General features: G+C 62.6%; 15 protein-coding genes. 9 read left to right on the plus strand and 6 right to left on the minus strand.

Translation table 11 applies throughout. From position 1 onward, the window contains the following. Window positions 1-72: 72 nt before the first annotated feature. Together PspS04_RS14505 and PspS04_RS14510 are read left to right on the plus strand one after the other, a co-directional pair. Entirely contained in the window at window positions 73-1,413 is a 1,341-nt protein-coding gene (locus PspS04_RS14505; RefSeq protein ID WP_095171524.1) for a cation:proton antiporter, read from the plus strand. A 62-nt stretch (window positions 1,414-1,475) separates the two neighbouring features. Continuing rightward, window positions 1,476-2,093: a Yip1 family protein gene (locus tag PspS04_RS14510; RefSeq protein WP_159996119.1), complete on the plus strand. Its 618-nt coding sequence runs from the start codon at window positions 1,476-1,478 to the stop codon at window positions 2,091-2,093. A gap of 235 nt (window positions 2,094-2,328) precedes the next feature. Here PspS04_RS14510 and PspS04_RS14515 read toward each other — a convergent pair. Next, window positions 2,329-3,692, minus strand: a protein-coding gene (locus PspS04_RS14515; RefSeq protein WP_159993877.1) for an IS3 family transposase whose coding sequence is annotated in 2 segments (ribosomal slippage) — window positions 2,329-3,227 and window positions 3,227-3,692 — 1,365 coding nt in all. Because the reading frame shifts where the segments join, the coding sequence is not laid out codon by codon here. Between the two features lie 745 nt (window positions 3,693-4,437). Next, window positions 4,438-6,363 (minus strand): hybrid sensor histidine kinase/response regulator, encoded by a 1,926-nt coding sequence (locus PspS04_RS14520; RefSeq protein WP_159996121.1) that lies wholly within the window; start codon window positions 6,361-6,363, stop codon window positions 4,438-4,440. A gap of 219 nt (window positions 6,364-6,582) precedes the next feature. Between PspS04_RS14520 and PspS04_RS14525 the strand changes: the two genes are divergently transcribed. From PspS04_RS14525 to PspS04_RS14540, 4 genes are read left to right on the plus strand one after another with little or no spacing between them, the layout of a single operon-like run. After that, window positions 6,583-7,629, plus strand: a complete 1,047-nt coding sequence (locus tag PspS04_RS14525; RefSeq protein WP_159996123.1) for an acyl-CoA dehydrogenase — start codon at window positions 6,583-6,585, stop codon at window positions 7,627-7,629. Continuing rightward, window positions 7,626-8,393, plus strand: coding sequence for a PIG-L deacetylase family protein (locus tag PspS04_RS14530; RefSeq protein ID WP_159996125.1), 768 nt, complete (start codon window positions 7,626-7,628; stop codon window positions 8,391-8,393). Before PspS04_RS14525 ends, PspS04_RS14530 begins: the two co-directional genes overlap by 4 nt. Continuing rightward, the gene (locus PspS04_RS14535; protein ID WP_159996127.1) at window positions 8,390-8,989 is read left to right on the plus strand and encodes a class I SAM-dependent methyltransferase; all 600 of its coding nucleotides are present in this window, start codon (window positions 8,390-8,392) and stop codon (window positions 8,987-8,989) included. Before PspS04_RS14530 ends, PspS04_RS14535 begins: the two co-directional genes overlap by 4 nt. Next, window positions 8,986-9,645 (plus strand): glycosyltransferase, encoded by a 660-nt coding sequence (locus tag PspS04_RS14540; RefSeq protein ID WP_095171514.1) that lies wholly within the window; start codon window positions 8,986-8,988, stop codon window positions 9,643-9,645. Before PspS04_RS14535 ends, PspS04_RS14540 begins: the two co-directional genes overlap by 4 nt. 3 nt (window positions 9,646-9,648) lie before the next feature. Here PspS04_RS14540 and PspS04_RS14545 read toward each other — a convergent pair whose 3' ends face one another. Further along, window positions 9,649-10,275 carry a Vgb family protein gene (locus PspS04_RS14545; RefSeq protein WP_159996129.1) on the minus strand — a complete coding sequence of 209 codons (627 nt, stop codon included), beginning with the start codon at window positions 10,273-10,275 and terminating at the stop codon, window positions 9,649-9,651. A gap of 34 nt (window positions 10,276-10,309) precedes the next feature. Next, entirely contained in the window at window positions 10,310-11,530 is a 1,221-nt protein-coding gene (locus PspS04_RS14550) for a helix-turn-helix domain-containing protein (protein ID WP_159996131.1), read from the minus strand. A gap of 177 nt (window positions 11,531-11,707) precedes the next feature. On the opposite strand from PspS04_RS14550, the gene PspS04_RS14555 reads away from it, so the two are divergent. Then, on the plus strand, window positions 11,708-12,358 hold the full coding sequence (locus tag PspS04_RS14555) for an MliC family protein (RefSeq protein ID WP_095171508.1): 651 nt from the start codon (window positions 11,708-11,710) through the stop codon (window positions 12,356-12,358). Window positions 12,359-12,371: 13 nt separating this feature from the next. Beyond that, window positions 12,372-12,563: a hypothetical protein gene (locus PspS04_RS14560; protein WP_159996133.1), complete on the plus strand. Its 192-nt coding sequence runs from the start codon at window positions 12,372-12,374 to the stop codon at window positions 12,561-12,563. A gap of 19 nt (window positions 12,564-12,582) precedes the next feature. Here PspS04_RS14560 and PspS04_RS14565 read toward each other — a convergent pair whose 3' ends face one another. Continuing rightward, on the minus strand, window positions 12,583-12,936 hold the full coding sequence (locus PspS04_RS14565) for a DUF1428 domain-containing protein (protein ID WP_095171505.1): 354 nt from the start codon (window positions 12,934-12,936) through the stop codon (window positions 12,583-12,585). A 364-nt stretch (window positions 12,937-13,300) separates the two neighbouring features. On the opposite strand from PspS04_RS14565, the gene PspS04_RS14570 reads away from it, so the two are divergent. Next, complete coding sequence (locus PspS04_RS14570) at window positions 13,301-13,927, plus strand: histidine phosphatase family protein (protein WP_159996135.1); 627 nt, start codon at window positions 13,301-13,303, stop codon at window positions 13,925-13,927. Window positions 13,928-14,017: 90 nt separating this feature from the next. Here PspS04_RS14570 and PspS04_RS14575 read toward each other — a convergent pair whose 3' ends face one another. Next, a complete protein-coding gene (locus PspS04_RS14575; protein WP_095171501.1) occupies window positions 14,018-14,968 on the minus strand; it encodes a site-specific integrase in 951 nt (316 codons plus the stop codon). Between the last annotated feature and the right edge of the window lie 319 nt (window positions 14,969-15,287).

Consider the following 15,287-nt stretch of genomic DNA (forward strand, 5'->3'; position numbering starts at 1 on the left):
GCCGCTACTTGCGCAACCGGCGCTGAATTCCCCGTTGCCCCCTGTTGTCACAGGGGGATAGAGGGTGCGGCGATGAATTTCATTCTATGGATGGCAGTGCTGGGGGCGGTCTTGCTGACCCTGGCACTGACCTCTTCCTATCTGCGTTGGCTGCCGGTGACCACCTCGGCGGTGTGCCTGATCCTGGGCGTCGCCATCGGGCCCTCGGGCCTGGGTCTGTTGCAGCTGGAGATCGCCCAGGCGTCTTTCTGGCTGGAGCACCTGAGTGAAGTCGCGGTGCTGTTTTCGCTGTTTGTCGGCGGCCTGAAGTTGCGCCTGCCACTGGCCAACCGCGCCTGGCGCATTGCCTACGGCCTGGCCGGGCCGGTGATGGTGTTGACCATCGTCGGTGTGTGCCTGTTGCTGCACTACCTGCTGGGTTTGCCGTGGGGGGTGTCGATGCTGATAGGCGCCATCCTCGCTCCGACCGACCCGGTCCTGGCGTCGCTGGTGCAAGTCACCGATGCCAAGGACTACGATCGGGTGCGTTTTGGCCTGTCGGGCGAGTCGGGGCTCAATGACGGGGTGGCGTTCCCGTTCGTGATTCTCGGCTTGCTGCTGCTGCGCGATGACAGCGCGTGGCTGACCGAATGGCTGCTGCGCGATCTGCTCTGGGCGGTGCCTGCAGGGCTGTTGACCGGTTACTGGATGGGCCGTGGGCTGGGCCGCCTGACCCTGTCGATGCGTATCCGCAATGACGACAGCACCCTGTCCCCCAACGACTACTTGAGCCTGGCCTTGATTGCCCTGGCCTATGTGGCGGCCGAGGCGATCGAAGGCTACGGGTTTCTCTCGGTATTTGCCGCCGGGCTGGGCTTGCGCCAGGCCGAAGTGCGCCTGACCGGCGCCCGTACGCCGGCCGAACACCTGGTGCAGCCGCTGGTCGGGCATCAGCATGTCGAGCCGCAACACGCGATCCACGGTGATCGGCAGGCGTTGGCGGACGGCCAGGTCGCGGCCGGTATCATGATGGGCGACATGTTGTCATTCGGCAGCATCGTCGAACGCGCCATGGAGGTGTTCCTGGTGACGCTGCTGGGCGTGGTGTTGCTCACGCACTGGGACTGGCGCGCCCTGCCCGTGGCCCTGGCGCTGTTCGTGCTGATCCGCCCATTGAGTGTGCTGCTAATGCCCTGGGGCAAGCTGCTCGATATGCGCCAGCGCCTGCTGGTGGGCTGGTTCGGCATTCGCGGGATCGGCAGTCTGTTTTACCTGTTCTACGCCCTCAACCACGGGCTCGATGCCCAGGTGGCGGCGGTGTCTACCCACTTCACGCTGTCGGTGGTGGCCTTGAGCATTCTGCTCCACGGCTTAAGCACCCAGCCGCTGTTGGTCGGTTACGAGCGCTACAAGGCGAAAAACTTGAAACCCTGACTGCTGCCTTGCATCCATACCTATAAGAGGCCGTTTGCGGCTGATGCCGACTGGAGGCAGTCATGAAACCCCATATCGTCAGACTCTTTACCCATCCGGACTTTGCCTGGACCGAGATCCGCAGCGAAGAAGAGCAACATCCCAGACACTACCTGGCCCACCTGCTGCTGTTGGCGCTGTTGCCGACCCTGTGCCTGTTCATCGGCACCACCTGGGTCGGCTGGAGCCTGGCCGAGGATGAAACCGTGCGCCTGAGCTTCAACAGCGCCTTGCAACTGTGCCTGCTGATGTACGGGGCGATGGTCTTGGGCACTGCCTTGATGGGCGGGTTTATCCGCTGGATGTCGCGCGCCTTCGAGGCCCGGCCGAACCTCAACCAGTGCATCGGCTTTGCGGCGTACGTGGCGACCCCGTTTTTCCTGTCCGGGATCAGCGCGCTGTACCCCAACCGCTGGCTGGCCATCAGCGCGCTGATACTCGCCGGTGCCTACACCAGCTACCTGCTGTTTATCGGGTTGCCCAAGTTCATGCGCCTGAATCAGGACCGCGGGTTGTTGTATGCCGCAGCGGTGTGGGGCATTGGTTTGCTGGTGGTGGTGACTATCATGGTCAACATGATCCTGTTCTGGTTGAACGTGTTGTCGCCCGAGTACATCCGCCCGGACCTGGTGCCGGGATAGAGGGAGCTGTGGGATTGGGCTTCTGTAGGAGCGAGCTCGCTCGCGAAAAACCTGAGGGCGCCGCATTTATTCAGGAGATACGTGTCAGCGTTCACGACCATCGCGGGCGCCCGCTTGCGGCTGTGGGCCGACCGGGGTGTTGGATTAGACCGAGTACATATCCATTTCTGCGGTAACGGCCTCCTATGGTTCCGCCCTGACGGTGAACTGCCCCCCGAAAGTTGGACAGGGGACGCTATTGATTTAATGCCTGGGTCCGAAATTGTACCGGGCTCAAGCCATTCAGTCTGAGGCTTATGCGGTCTTGGTTGTAGTAGGCGATGTAATCCTCTATGCCTGATGCCAGCTGCTCCACACTCTCAAATGATTCCAGATAGAAAAACTCGCTCTTGAGCGTGCCGAAAAAGCTTTCCATGGCGGCATTGTCCAAGCAATTACCCTTGCGCGACATGCTCTGCTCGATGCTCTTTTCGGCCAGCATGTGTCGGTAGGTAGGCTGCCTGTACTGCCAACCCTGGTCAGAGTGCAGTATCGGTTTGTCCCCTTGATTCAGTCGCCCGAAGGCCTTTTCCAGCATCGTCGAAACCATCCTGAACTCGGGACGTCGGTTGATCTGGTAAGCCAGGATCTCGCCGTTGTACAAATCCATGAGAGGCGAAAGAAACAGTTTCTGCCCCTTCACCTTGAACTCCGTCACGTCGGTTGCCCATTTCTGGTTAGGGGCTTCTGCCTTAAATTCGCGCTTTAGTAGATCAGGCGCAACAAGCCCTTCAGCACCTCGGTAAGAGCGATATTTCTTCACTTTGACCAACGACTTGAGGCCCATCATCTGCATCAGCCGATGCACCTTCTTGTGATTGATCAACTCACCACTGTTTCCAAGGGTTGCGGTGATACGGCGGTAGCCGTAACGCCCCTTATGCCCGTGATAGACGCTGCGGATGCGATCTTTAAGGTCGGCATGCTTGTCGGTTAGCAGTGTTTTGCTTTGATAATAGAAGGTACTGCGTGCAAGTCCCGCAGCACGTAGCAACAGAGCAAGTGGATACTCATGCCTCAATCCTTGGACGGACTGCGTTTTTTTGGCTGCGCAGTACGGGGATCCGCTTGGATTAAGGCATCGAGCTTTTTTAGATAGGCATTCTCCGCGCGCAGATAGGCCAGTTCTGCGAGCATTTGTTCAGAGGTCAGCTCTGCGTCCGCAGGAAGAACAGGACTTGCTTTGGGTTGCCTAGAAGGTTTGCGGGGCATGCTGGACTCTTTAAGACGATGCGGTTGTAGTGCTTCTACACCGCCTTCATCGTACAGCTTTCGCCACTGCCTGATACTACTTGGACCACGGATATCAAACCGTATACAGGCCTGTTGGTCCGACAGTCCATCTTGTTCGATGCACTGCAAAACCTTCAATTTAAACTGGGCATCGTAATGGCTGTACTTGGCAATCAAGCCAGAGGCACCGTGTTTTTCAAAACCCTTGATCCAGCGCCGCAGCAGCGATGGACTCAAGCCATGCTTGAGGGCCACCTCATGAACGCTACTGGCAGACAAACACTCTTCAATCAGTGATTGCTTGAGTGCTAGGTTGTATTTCGTCATGGAACACCCTCCCGAGGGGTCAGGTGTCCAACATTCGGGGGGCAGTTCACGGCCGGCTCACTTTTGGACAGCGCAAAAGTAAGCAAAACGCTCTTTCCCCACCACTCGGTGCCTCGCTTAGGCTCGGCATGCCCGTACTCCGACATTGATTTGGGGGGCCGCCGCAATGGGCCTTCCCTGGCCCAGTGCGGCTAAACCGGCGTCCTGCCGGTTTACCCCCCAAATCAATATCGGACTCCGGCCAGCGTGGTTAACGGGGCGCCCAGGATCAAAAACAAAGCGAGGCGGCCTAAAAGCCGACCTGATCGCTAGGGCATGCGCGGTGTAGCTTCTACTTCCTCAGACGCTGACGAAGTCAGCAATCTTTTGATCTGGCTTTTGCTTTCGCTTTGGCTCTGGCTCTGGCTCTGGCTCTTGATCCTGGGCGCCCCGTTAACCACGCTGGCCGAACGCAGGCTTGAAGCCGTGGGTAACCCGGCAGGACGCCGGGTTAGCCGCCCCGCGCCATGGATGGCGCGTGGCGGCGGCCCACGGATTCAAGCCGGAGTGAGGGAACACCGAGCCTAAGCGAGGTGCCGAGTGGTGGGGCAAGAGCCTTTTGCTTACTTTTGGGCTCCTCCAAAAGTGAGCCGCTGTAAAAGCGGAACCATAGGAGGCCGTTACCGCAAAAATGGATATGTACTCGGTCTAATCCAACACCCCAGAGGCCCGCCGGTAGTCCGCCATCGTTACCTGCCACCACAGCTCAGCGCATCGCCTTGTTAAGGATTTCCATCAAGTTCAGTTGGGTAAAAGGTTTGGCCAGACGCGGCAAGTGGGCAACGAAGCCGTCCAGGCGCTGGGCGAAGCCGGTGGCGAGAATGATCGGCATGTCAGGGTGCAACTCGCGGATGGCTGCGGCCAGTTGTGCGCCATCCATCAGCGGCATGGCCATGTCGGTGATCACCAGGTCGATGTCGCTGCGTTTCTTGAACACCTGCAGGGCCTCGGTGCCCGACGTCACACAGATCACCCGATGCCCAAGGTCTTCGAGCAGCAACGAGGTGCTGGTCAACACCAGGCTGTCGTCATCCACCAGCAGCACACACAGGCGGGTAAACCCATCTTGCGCCGCATCGGGTGCGCTGGACGCCTGGGCCACTGCGGTGACGGCCTGGGGTAACCACAACTGCGCGGTGGTACCCAGGCCCTGCTCGCTACCAAGAATCAGGCAACCGCCCAGTTGCTCCGCCAAGCCATGAACCATCGACAAGCCCAACCCGGTGCCCTTACCCACACCCTTGGTGGTGAAAAAAGGTTCGGTGGCCTGGGCCAGGGTCTCGCTATCCATGCCGTGCCCGTTATCGCTGACCGACAGGCAGACATACCGCTGGCCCGTCAATTGGGCCGGGATCGAATGCCCCTTGAGCGAATCCACCGCGTTGATCAGGATGCGTCCCCCCAGTGGCATGGCATCGCGCGCATTGGTCGCCAGGTTGAGGATCGCCAGCTCCAACTGGTTGACGTCCGCCTGCACGGGCGGCAAGTCGGGAGGTAAATCACAGTGGATGGTCACCAGGTGCCCGAGGGAGCTGCGCAGCAAGCCGGTGATGTTCTCCAGCAAATGGGGCAAGGCCACCGACTCTGCCTTGAGCTCCTGGCGCCGGGCAAAGGCTAGCATGCGCTGGGTCAGCGAGACCCCGCGCTGGGCGCCCAAGGCGGCGTTGTCCAGCAGTTGCAGGAGTTTGGGGTCTTCCCCGGCGCGCTTGCGCAGCAGTTCCAGGTTGCCGAGGATGACCGTCAGCAGGTTATTGAAGTCATGGGCGATACCGCCACTGAGTTGACCGATGGCCTGCAGCTTCTGCGACTGGAACAGCGCTTCGCGGGCTATCTCCAATTCCCGCTGGGCCTGGGTCGCTTCGCTGATGTCGCGGGTGATCTTGGCAAACCCCAGGATCGACCCGGTTTCACTGCGGATCGGGTCGATGATCACGTGGGCGAGAAAGCGCGTGCCGTCCTTGCGCATGCGCCAGCCCTGCTTTTCAAACCGCCCTTCGCGGGTCGCCACTTCCAGCGCCCGTTCGGGCTCGCCCGCGGTGCGGTCTTCGGCGGTATAGAACACTGAAAAATGCTGGCCGATGATTTCCTGCGGCAGGTAGCCCTTGATCCGCTGGGCGCCCATATTCCAGTTGCTGACCCGGCCGGTGGGGTCGAGCATGTAAATGGCGTAGTCGGTGACGCTCTGCACCAGCAGGCGAAACTGCTGTTCGCTCTGCTTGAGGGTTTCCTCGGCCGCCTTGCGCTCAGTCAGGTCGCGGGTGATTTTGGCAAATCCCAGCAGCTTGCCCTGGGGGTCGCGAATCGGGTCGATCACCACATGGGACCAGAAATGGCTGCCGTCCTTGCGAACCCGCCAGCCCTCGCCCTCGAAACGCCCTTCCTCGATGGCGGTGCGCAAGGCTCGTTGTGGCGTGCCGTCCTGGCGATCCTCTGGGGTGTAGAACCTGGAAAAGTGCGCACCGAGGATCTCGGCTTCGTCATAACCCTTGATCCGCGCCGCGCCGGCGTTCCAGCTGACGACGATACCCTCGGGGTCGATCATGTAGATGGCGTAGTCCACCACCGCGTCAATCAACAAGCGCAGTCGGCCTTGCTCCAGTGGATCGCTGCGGGTACCCGGTTGTTCACTCATGGCGGCCTTCTCGTTTTTTTATCAGGCGCTGCCCGGATGTCGGCAGGTACTGCCGCACCCACTGTTGCACGCTGCATGGGTTGTTCTGGATCTGTTGATCATAGATGACATCGGCAGCGGATAAAGCAGATTGAACTCCTTAAATGCCGATCTCTCACAATGCTATGAAGGCGGCGGTACTCGCCATCCAGCGCATTGGGTCAGCAGGGAGTAGTCAGCATGAACAGGTCGACAGCGCAGGACGGGAGGAGTTCGCTTGAGCAGATCCTCGAGGACTTTGGCCAGCGCGCCGCGCCGCTGGAACTTGATCGCCAGTTACCCGAGATCATGCGCCGCTGCCTGGCAGACGGCCAGGCCGACCTGCCGCTGCCCGGCCAGGGCCAGACCTTGCAACGCTGGCGCACCCTGGCACAGGTAGCGGGCAATGACCTGGCGCTGCTCAAGCTGTTCGAAGGCCACACCGATGCCAAGGCGATTCTTGCCGAACTGGATGCCCTGCACCTGGACAGCCCGGGCATCTGGGGCGTCTGGGCGGCCGAGCCGCCAACGGCCAGGGTGCGAATCGTCGGTCGCGAGCACGGGGCGGTGCAATTGAGCGGGACCAAGGCCTGGTGCTCCGGAGCCCTGCAGATCGACCATGCCTTGCTCACCGCCTGGGACGAAGACGACCGTGCGCAACTGGTGGCGCTGGCACTCAGCCAAGGCGCTCTGCGCATCGACAGTGACGACTGGCAGGCCCGCGGGATGGCCACGACCGCCAGCGTCAGTGTCCACCTCGACGGCGCCCGCGCCCACTGCGTGGGGGGCAGCGGTGCGTATGTGCAGCGTCCTGGATTCTGGCATGGCGGTGCCGGCATTGCCGCCTGCTGGTACGGCGCCGCGCGGACCCTGGCCGAGGTCCTGCACCACGCCTGCGCCGGACCGCGCAACGATCCCCACGCGCAAGCACACCTGGGAGCCGTCGACGCTGCGCTCGCCAGCGCGGCGTCCGGTTTGCGCGAGTGCGCCGCGTGGATCGATGCTCAGCCCCAGGCCGATGCGGAATTTACCGTGCGTCGGACCCGCGCCCTGGTGGAAGCGGCAGTAGCCCAGGTGCAATGGCACGTCGGACGAGCACTGGGCGCCACGCCCTTTTGCCGCGATCCGCGCTTCGCCCGGTTGAGCGCTGACCTGCCGGTGTTTATCCGGCAGAGCCACGCCGAGCGCGACCTGGCTGAACTCGGCCGGCAACTGCACGGACGTGATCCGCGGGGCTGGTGCCTATGAGCCAGGACCCAGACCCACTGATTCAAGGCGCGGGTACCTCGCTGGCCCAGTGGCAGGCATCCCGCGCCTTGCAAGCCGTACCGTCATTGCCCCGCGAGCTGATCCTGCCCTTGGGCCGGCGCTTGGTGGTGGTCGCCCCGCACCCGGATGACGAGGTGCTGATGTGCGGCGGACTGTTGGCCAGCCTGGCCAGCGACGCCACCTGCATGCTGATGATTTCCGTCACCGATGGGGAAGGCAGCCACCCGGGGTCCAGCCTCTGGCCCACCGAGCGCCTCGGCGCCGAGCGGCCTCGGGAAAGTGCCCGGGCCTTGGCGCACCTGGGTCTGGATGCGCAACGACTTGACTGGTTGCGCCTGGGGTTCGCCGACTCCGCGGTAGGCGAAAGCGAAACGCAGCTGGTGCAGCAACTCTGCGCGCTGATTCGCCCGGACGACCAGGTGCTCACCACCTGGCGCCATGACGGCCACTGTGATCACGAAGCCGTGGGCCGCGCCTGTGCCAGTGCCTGCCGTACGCGCCAGGCCCATCTGCTGGAAGTGCCCGTCTGGGCCTGGCACTGGGCAGAACCGGAGGATCACCGCCTGCCGTGGTTGCGCGCCCGCAAACTGCTGGTCGCGCCGCGTTTCCTGGTGCGCAAGCGCCGGGCAATTGCTGCGCACCAGAGCCAACTGTTGGCCGACCCGAGTACCGGCCAGCCAGCCATTCTCCCCCCGGCAGTGCTGGAACGCCTGCTGCAACCCTTTGAACTGGTGTTTCTATGAGCCTGTCGGCGATCTACTTCGAACAGCTGTTCAGTGCCAATCCGGACCCATGGGCGTTCCGCAGCCGCTGGTACGAAAAACGCAAACGGGCACTGACCCTTGCCTTGTTACCTCGCCAACGCTATGGGCGGGTCTTCGAGCCGGCCTGTGCCAATGGCGAGTTGAGCCTGGGCCTGGCCGAACGCGGCGACCGTCTGTTGTGCATGGACCTCAGCCACACCGCCGTGGCCCTGGCCGCCGAACGCCTGGCCGGGTATCCCGAGGTGCAGGTGGTGCAAGGTCGGTTGCCTGAAGAGTGGCCCGAAGGCCAGTTCGACCTGATTGTGCTCAGTGAACTGGGCTATTACCTGGACAGTAACGACTGGCGTCAGGTGATCGACCAGGCCCGCGCGAGCCTCAGTCCCCAGGGGGCGGTCCTGGCCTGCCACTGGCTGCAACCCATTGCCGGCTGCCCGCAAACCGGGGCGCAGGTCCACGCCATGCTCGATGCCCATCTGCATTTACCGCGTGCCGTGCGCCACGAGGAACCCGATTTCATCCTCGAGCTCTGGTGCCGAGGCCCCTACCGTCCTGACCTCGAAGAACCCACCCAATGATCGGCGTCGTCGTCCCGGCTCACAATGAACAGGCCCTGCTCAAACGCTGCCTTGACGCCCTCGCTTGCGCCGCGCACGACGTCGAACGCGCTGGAGAAGCAGTGGCGATCCTGGTGGTATTGGATGCCTGCACCGACCGCTCGTTAGCCATCGCCCAGGCCAGTGGCGTGCAGACCCTGGTGATCAACGACGGTAACGTCGGGTGTGCCCGCCGGGCCGGCGCCGCCTACATGCTCGACCAGGGCGCGCGCTGGCTGGCCTGTACCGATGCCGACAGCCGGGTGCCCCGCAACTGGCTGCGCCAGCAGTTGGCATTCAAGGCCGATGCAGTGTGTGGCACGGTCAGCATCGATGACTGGCACCCCGACCATTGCCCGGCGGTACGCCAGCGCTACCAGGCGCTGTATCAATCCCGGGAAGGCCACCGACATGTGCACGGCGCCAATCTGGGGGTGTGTGCGCAAGCCTATCAGCGCGTCGGCGGATTCCGCCCGCTGCCGGCGCATGAGGACGTCTGCCTGGTGGAGGATTTGCAACGCAGCGGTGCCAGCATCGTCTGGACTGCCCTCAACCGCGTGCGCACCAGCAGCCGCCTGGACTCCCGTGCGCAAGGCGGCTTCGGTGATTATCTGAAGTCGCTGGCGGGCGACGGCTGAGCTTCAGCGCCGCCGCACCACCCGCACGCGGCCGCTGTTGCCACCGCCGCAGAAGAACTGCTCGGCGCCATCAGACTCCAGGCCCGAGACTCCGACCCCGGCGGGCATGTTGAGGGTCTCCAGCACTTCGCCGCTCTGCGGGTCGATCCGCCGCAGTTCACTCTCCTCGCCCTCCCAGGTGCCGTGCCAGAACTCACCGTCGACCCAGGTCACGCCCGTGACAAAGCGGTTCGATTGCAGGGTCCGCAGGATTTCCCCCGAAGCGGGGTCGATCTGATGGATCTGCCGGTCCTGGTACTCACCGACCCACAGCGACCCTTCGGCCCAGGTCAGCCCCGAGTCACTGCCACCGGGTGCCGGGATGCTGCCCAGTACGCGTCCGCTGGCAGGGTCGATTTTGTGGATCTGGTTCCCGGCAATCTGGTACAGGTGCTGGCCGTCGAAAGCGGTGCCGGCATCGGCGGCCATCGCGAACGTATCCAGCGCCTCGCCACTGTCCGGGTCGAAGGCGATCAGGCCCAGGTTGTTGGCGAACCACACGCGCTCACCGTCCCAGGTGACGCCGTGCACGCTGTCGACCCCGGGAAAAGGCCCGTACTCACGCACTATGCTTGCGGCTGACTGTTTCATCGCGACATCCTCGTAGTGGTTGGGAGCCTTGAGCCTAATCACCGGACCAAGGCAGCGGGAGTAACAATGTGGTCGCGAATCGCGGAATCGGTGGGCGGGTCCAGCGCGCCGCCCGACCACGGCCGAACATTTGCGCCTTACCCTCAGCCGCCAGCGCCTCGAGGGCCCGCTGCACGCTGCGCTGGCTAACGCCCAACGCCAGGGCCAGGGCCGAGCTCGACCAACACTCACCGTCCATCAACAGTGCCAGCACCTCGCTGTGGGGCGCTTCGATGGGCCATGCCAGGACCGCCAGCGCGCCCGATGCAGGCAGCACCAGGGCATAACCGCCCGGGGTTGCGGTGACCTGGGCCAGTGGGCGCAACATCGCGCGCAAGCGACCGATTTCCACCCGCAGACGGACCCGCTGGGAGTCATCGCTGAGTTTCAGGCGGAACACCCGAGCGATCAGCGTAGCCCTGGGCACCGCCTGCGGCCAGGCTTCGCCGAGCACGGTCAGCAGCGCCATCAACACCGGACGGCCCGCCAGGGAAATCCGCGCATCACGCTGCTGGACCTGATAACGACGCGCGTCGAGCACCAGTGCCCCGGACCCTAGCAGCGCCTGGACGGCCTCCAGGTCCAACAGTCGTTCTGCGCCCTGGCAGGTCAATCGCGCCGCCGGGGCCTGGAGTACCTGCCAGGCGCTTGCCACTTCGGCACCAAGCGCCGGGATTGCGGCCAACCGTGCGGCCTGTTCGGCGGCGGCCAAGGCCAGGCGCGCCGCCGGGGCATCCAGACGGCGGATCGCCAAACCCGCGACAATCAGCCCATGGATCGCCCGCAACCCCGGTGGCAGCGTGCCCGGCTGCAGTGCCGCGAGTTGGCCCTCGGCCACGTCGAGTTGGCCAATCAGCAGCAGCCGGCGAATCTGCAAGTAGCGGGCATGGGCGGCATTGATCCGGTCACCGTGCAGTTGCAGGCACTCGCGCGCCGCCTCCAGGGCCGGTTGCGGCCAGCCGAGGTCCCGCGCGGCAAAGGCAATTTCCGCCTCAGCCACCACGCAGCGCGCCCGCGCCACCCGTTCGTTCGGGTCAAAGTCATGGCTGGCCCGGCGCAGCAAGGCCTTGGCCCGCGCAAAGTCGCCCAACTGCGCCATGGCAATCCCGCGTAGGGCCAGCGCCGGCGGATCGTCGCGCAAGGCGACGTGCCTGAGTGCCCCCAGCGGGTCGCCCACCGCCAGTGCCCGGGCAGCTGCCGTGATCAGCGAATCCATGTCAACCGCTCCCACGCTTGCTCTCTTGCCGTGCAGTCTATCTCAGCGGCCACCAGCCCTGCGGTAGGCCGTGCCGGTGGCAAGTTTTGCCCACTGACTTACACTGATAGACCCATAACGCGGATCATGGCGCTCACCGTTGCCCGGGCAGTACCTGATGATCTGAGTGAAGCCAGCATGAAAACGCTCACGACCCTGTGCACCACCCTCCTCGCCACCGGCGCCTGCGCGGTGAGCAGCGAACGTACCTGGGCAGACTCCCTGTACAAAACCAGTTTCGAGTGTGCCCAGGCCAGCCTGGTGGTGGAAAAGCTGATCTGCCGCGATCCGCAACTGGCCCGCATGGACCTCGAACTGTACCGGCTGTATCGCTTGGCCCTCACCGATGAGCGCTCGGTGCCGCGCCCGGACAAGGTCATGACCGACCAACGCTACTGGACCCTGGATCGCAATCAGTGCGCCTCCACCGCCGAGCCCAAGGCCTGTATCCGCCAAGCCTATGCCGAGCGGGCCCACCAGTTGCGCCAGGGCTCCGCCATCGTCAGGACCAAAGACCCCAGCCGGCTGACCGATGGCCCGCTGGCGTTTCATTGCAACGGGCTTGACGCGCTGGTGGCCGCCACCTACTTCAAGGCCGGCCCGGACGTGCTCTACCTGCGCTGGGCCACGACCTCGATCACCCTCTCCCAGGTGCCGAGTGACTCGGGGGAGCGCTACAGTGGCCAGGACGCGCGCGGTTCCTACAGTTTTTCCCAGAACGGCAACCAGGCGCTGCTGCAACGCCCGGCCAGCGCCCCCTTGAGTTGCACCCTCGAACCCACTGGATAAGCGGGAGGACGTCATGCGCCAGATAGTCGGTAAAGAACCCTGGTGGGCTGAGCCACCCCGGCAAGGGCAGGACGAGTCAGAGCTGGAATGGGGCTGGCTGGTGACTTACAACGAAGGCGAACCACGGTTCGAGTTCGTCAAGCAACGGCCTTCGCAAGAGGAGATCCGTAACCGCAAGAGTTGCCGGATCTGTCCTCACGAATGAACACCCCGGGCCCGACACGCTAGACGTCGACAATCCGCTGGAAACCGCCGAACACCATGCGTTGGCCATCGAATGGCATCTGGTTGCCCGGCTCATGCACGCGCGGGTCGGCCATGAAGCGGGCCATGCCGGCGTCGCGCGTTTGGCGATCGGGCCACAGAATCCAGGAAAACACCACGGTTTCGCCCTCCTCAAGCTTCACCGCCAGGGGAAACGACGTCAGCTTGCCCTCGGGCACATCGTCGCCCCAGCACTCACTCACGTTCAGTGCACCAAATTCCTTGAAGATCTGCGCCATGGTCTCGGCATGGTGGCGGAACGCCTCGCGTTTGGCCGTGGGCACAGCGGCTAGAAAACCATCGACATAGGACATGCTCGGACTCCTGTTGCACGTTGGCTGATGGAAAGACTCATGCACTAGTCGACTGGCCCGACCAACGATCGACAGGCCCGGAGACTGAAGCGACCAACGGTCACGCACAAGGGTGGTCCGGCCAACTGACGCCAATGATTTACATCCGTTATTACTTGCTTCCTGGCTAAAGCGAATTTTTCACATTGGTTTCACTCGTCTGCCACCTGCCGACGCCTACAGTGCGCGACATCATTTGTCCGGCGAGCGCCTTGCACGCGCAACGCCAGGATCATTTCAGTGTGGTATTTACGCTCTACAGGTGAACGCTGTGGTTATGTCCCCAACACCGAAGTTATCCGGTGAAAGCTTGGTTAAACAGCCGATGCGCAAGTTGGCCCTTGTCATCTTGACCCTGCTGGTAGCGGCACTGGTAATGGGGTTCGTTGCCTGGCCGGGATCGCCGATGTTGCTGGCGCAAGGGAATCAGCTGCAAAAGGCCAGTGTGTTGCAACGCTGGCAGGCCGGGGAAATCGTGGTGCTGGTGCGCCATGCCGAACGCTGTGACCAGTCGAGCAATCCCTGCCTGGGCCCCGCCGACGGCATCACCGAAGTCGGCAGGGACGCGGCCCGGCAAGTGGGCCAGGCCCTGGATACCCTGGGGCTTGCGCACACCGACCTGCTCACCAGCCCGGCCACCCGCACGGTACAAACCGCGCACTACCTCTCGGCCCACGTGGTACCCCAACAGGAATGGCTGGCAGCCTGCGGCGCGACCATGGGTGCCGAGGTGCTGGCGCACAAGACCGCGCAGCGCAATCTGGTGCTGGTCACCCACAGTGGCTGCATCAGCGATTTTGAAGCCCAGAACGGCTTCAAGAATGCCCGCAAAGCCGAGTACACCAGCGCCTTGTTTGCGGCAGTCGGGCCGGATGGCAAGTTGCAGATACTCGGCACGGTGAATGATTCTGATTGGCCGAGCGTGCTGAATAATCAAGTTGCAGAGAAATAGCCTGCGGAACCTGGGTGACAAAGGCGCGCAACTCGACCATACAAATCACTTCAACAATCAGCTATATCCTATTGTTTAATAAGTCTTTTATCACAAATCAAAACGATCTACAGCGCGCCGCCGCTCATTGTCGTCGCGCACATCGTAATTGGCGGTGGTCTGGATGTTGCTGTGGTGCGCCAGCTTCTGCGCGATCGACAGGTCGTGTTCCTCGATCACCCGGGTGATGAATGAACGGCGGAAATCGTGGGGCATGATCTTCACGCCGACCTGGGTGCCGCGTTGCCGGGCAATGTAGTAGATCGCATGCTTGGTTATCCGCTCGCGGGTGATGTGGCTGCCACGGCGAATGCGATTGAACAGGAAGCCATCGTCCGCCTGCCCCTCTTCGAGAAACGAACGCCGCAGCTCGAGCCAGGCCTCGAGCTTGGCAAAGGCCCAACTCGGCGCGTACTTGATCAACTGTTTATTGCCCTTGCCCGTGACCTGCAGGCTGCGTTCGGCGAAGTCGACCTGCGCCAGGTCGAGGTTGACCGACTCCGACTTGCGCATGCCCGAACCGTACAGAATCCCAATGATCGCCGCATCGCGCAGGCCCTGGGGCCGTGGGTCGGCGGCGCACACCGCCATCAGGTCGTGGATCAGGGTGCGCTTGAGGTTGCGGCCCTGGGACAGGCGTGTGCCGGCGATGCCTTTGACCGAGCGGATTTTCAGCAGGTGCTCATGGCTGATCAGGCTCATGCGCCAGGCTTCGTTCATCACCCCCCGTATCGCGTTGACGTACAGGGATGAGGTGTTGGGCGCGTAGCCGTCGCTGCGCAACGCCGCCACCAGCGCGATCACGTCCTCGGGCTGCAACTGGTGCCAGGGAATGTCTTCCATGTTCAACTCATCAAAACCCAGGCGGTCAGCCGCATCCTGCAAGACATAACGCAGGGTCAACTGGCTGGAGGGTGCCAGGCGCGCCAGGTACAGCGTCAGTGGGTTGGGGCGTTGCACGGCGGGCGTCGGTGTGTCTGCGGTATCGGGTAAATCGAACAAACTGAAAGGACCTTTAATGAAAAGTGCTCAACAGAGACGGTTCATCTGTTGAAGTCTATTAATAGTCGAACGGGTTATTGAAGCAGGGTCTGACAGGCTAAACCCGTAGGAAGTTTCCGATAAAAACGCCTGCCCTGAGCGTACCCTGAACAATTGCTGTAAACGTCTAAGTTAAACGATCCGGGCACCGATTTTTCATGTCACTTTCACATTTTCGCGCTTACTCTCAGCGCATCCGAATCAGGTTCTGCCTGAGCCCACGCTGCCGGTCCCGCCGGAAAAAGTCAATTCATGCGCTTTTTCATCATTGTCGGCTAAC

It is taken from the genome of Pseudomonas sp. S04 (genome assembly GCF_009834545.1).
GTDB lineage: Bacteria > Pseudomonadota > Gammaproteobacteria > Pseudomonadales > Pseudomonadaceae > Aquipseudomonas.

Bases quoted from the DNA above. Each gene is read 5' to 3' on its own strand.
- PspS04_RS14505 (WP_095171524.1), top strand. From the start codon at position 73: ATGAATTTCATTCTATGGATGGCAGTGCTGGGGGCGGTCTTGCTGACC.
- PspS04_RS14510 (WP_159996119.1), top strand. From the start codon at position 1,476: ATGAAACCCCATATCGTCAGACTCTTTACCCATCCGGACTTTGCCTGG.
- PspS04_RS14520 (WP_159996121.1), bottom strand. From the start codon at position 6,363: ATGAGTGAACAACCGGGTACCCGCAGCGATCCACTGGAGCAAGGCCGA.
- PspS04_RS14525 (WP_159996123.1), top strand. From the start codon at position 6,583: ATGAACAGGTCGACAGCGCAGGACGGGAGGAGTTCGCTTGAGCAGATC.
- PspS04_RS14530 (WP_159996125.1), top strand. From the start codon at position 7,626: ATGAGCCAGGACCCAGACCCACTGATTCAAGGCGCGGGTACCTCGCTG.
- PspS04_RS14535 (WP_159996127.1), top strand. From the start codon at position 8,390: ATGAGCCTGTCGGCGATCTACTTCGAACAGCTGTTCAGTGCCAATCCG.
- PspS04_RS14540 (WP_095171514.1), top strand. From the start codon at position 8,986: ATGATCGGCGTCGTCGTCCCGGCTCACAATGAACAGGCCCTGCTCAAA.
- PspS04_RS14545 (WP_159996129.1), bottom strand. From the start codon at position 10,275: ATGAAACAGTCAGCCGCAAGCATAGTGCGTGAGTACGGGCCTTTTCCC.
- PspS04_RS14550 (WP_159996131.1), bottom strand. From the start codon at position 11,530: ATGGATTCGCTGATCACGGCAGCTGCCCGGGCACTGGCGGTGGGCGAC.
- PspS04_RS14555 (WP_095171508.1), top strand. From the start codon at position 11,708: ATGAAAACGCTCACGACCCTGTGCACCACCCTCCTCGCCACCGGCGCC.
- PspS04_RS14560 (WP_159996133.1), top strand. From the start codon at position 12,372: ATGCGCCAGATAGTCGGTAAAGAACCCTGGTGGGCTGAGCCACCCCGG.
- PspS04_RS14565 (WP_095171505.1), bottom strand. From the start codon at position 12,936: ATGTCCTATGTCGATGGTTTTCTAGCCGCTGTGCCCACGGCCAAACGC.
- PspS04_RS14570 (WP_159996135.1), top strand. From the start codon at position 13,301: ATGCGCAAGTTGGCCCTTGTCATCTTGACCCTGCTGGTAGCGGCACTG.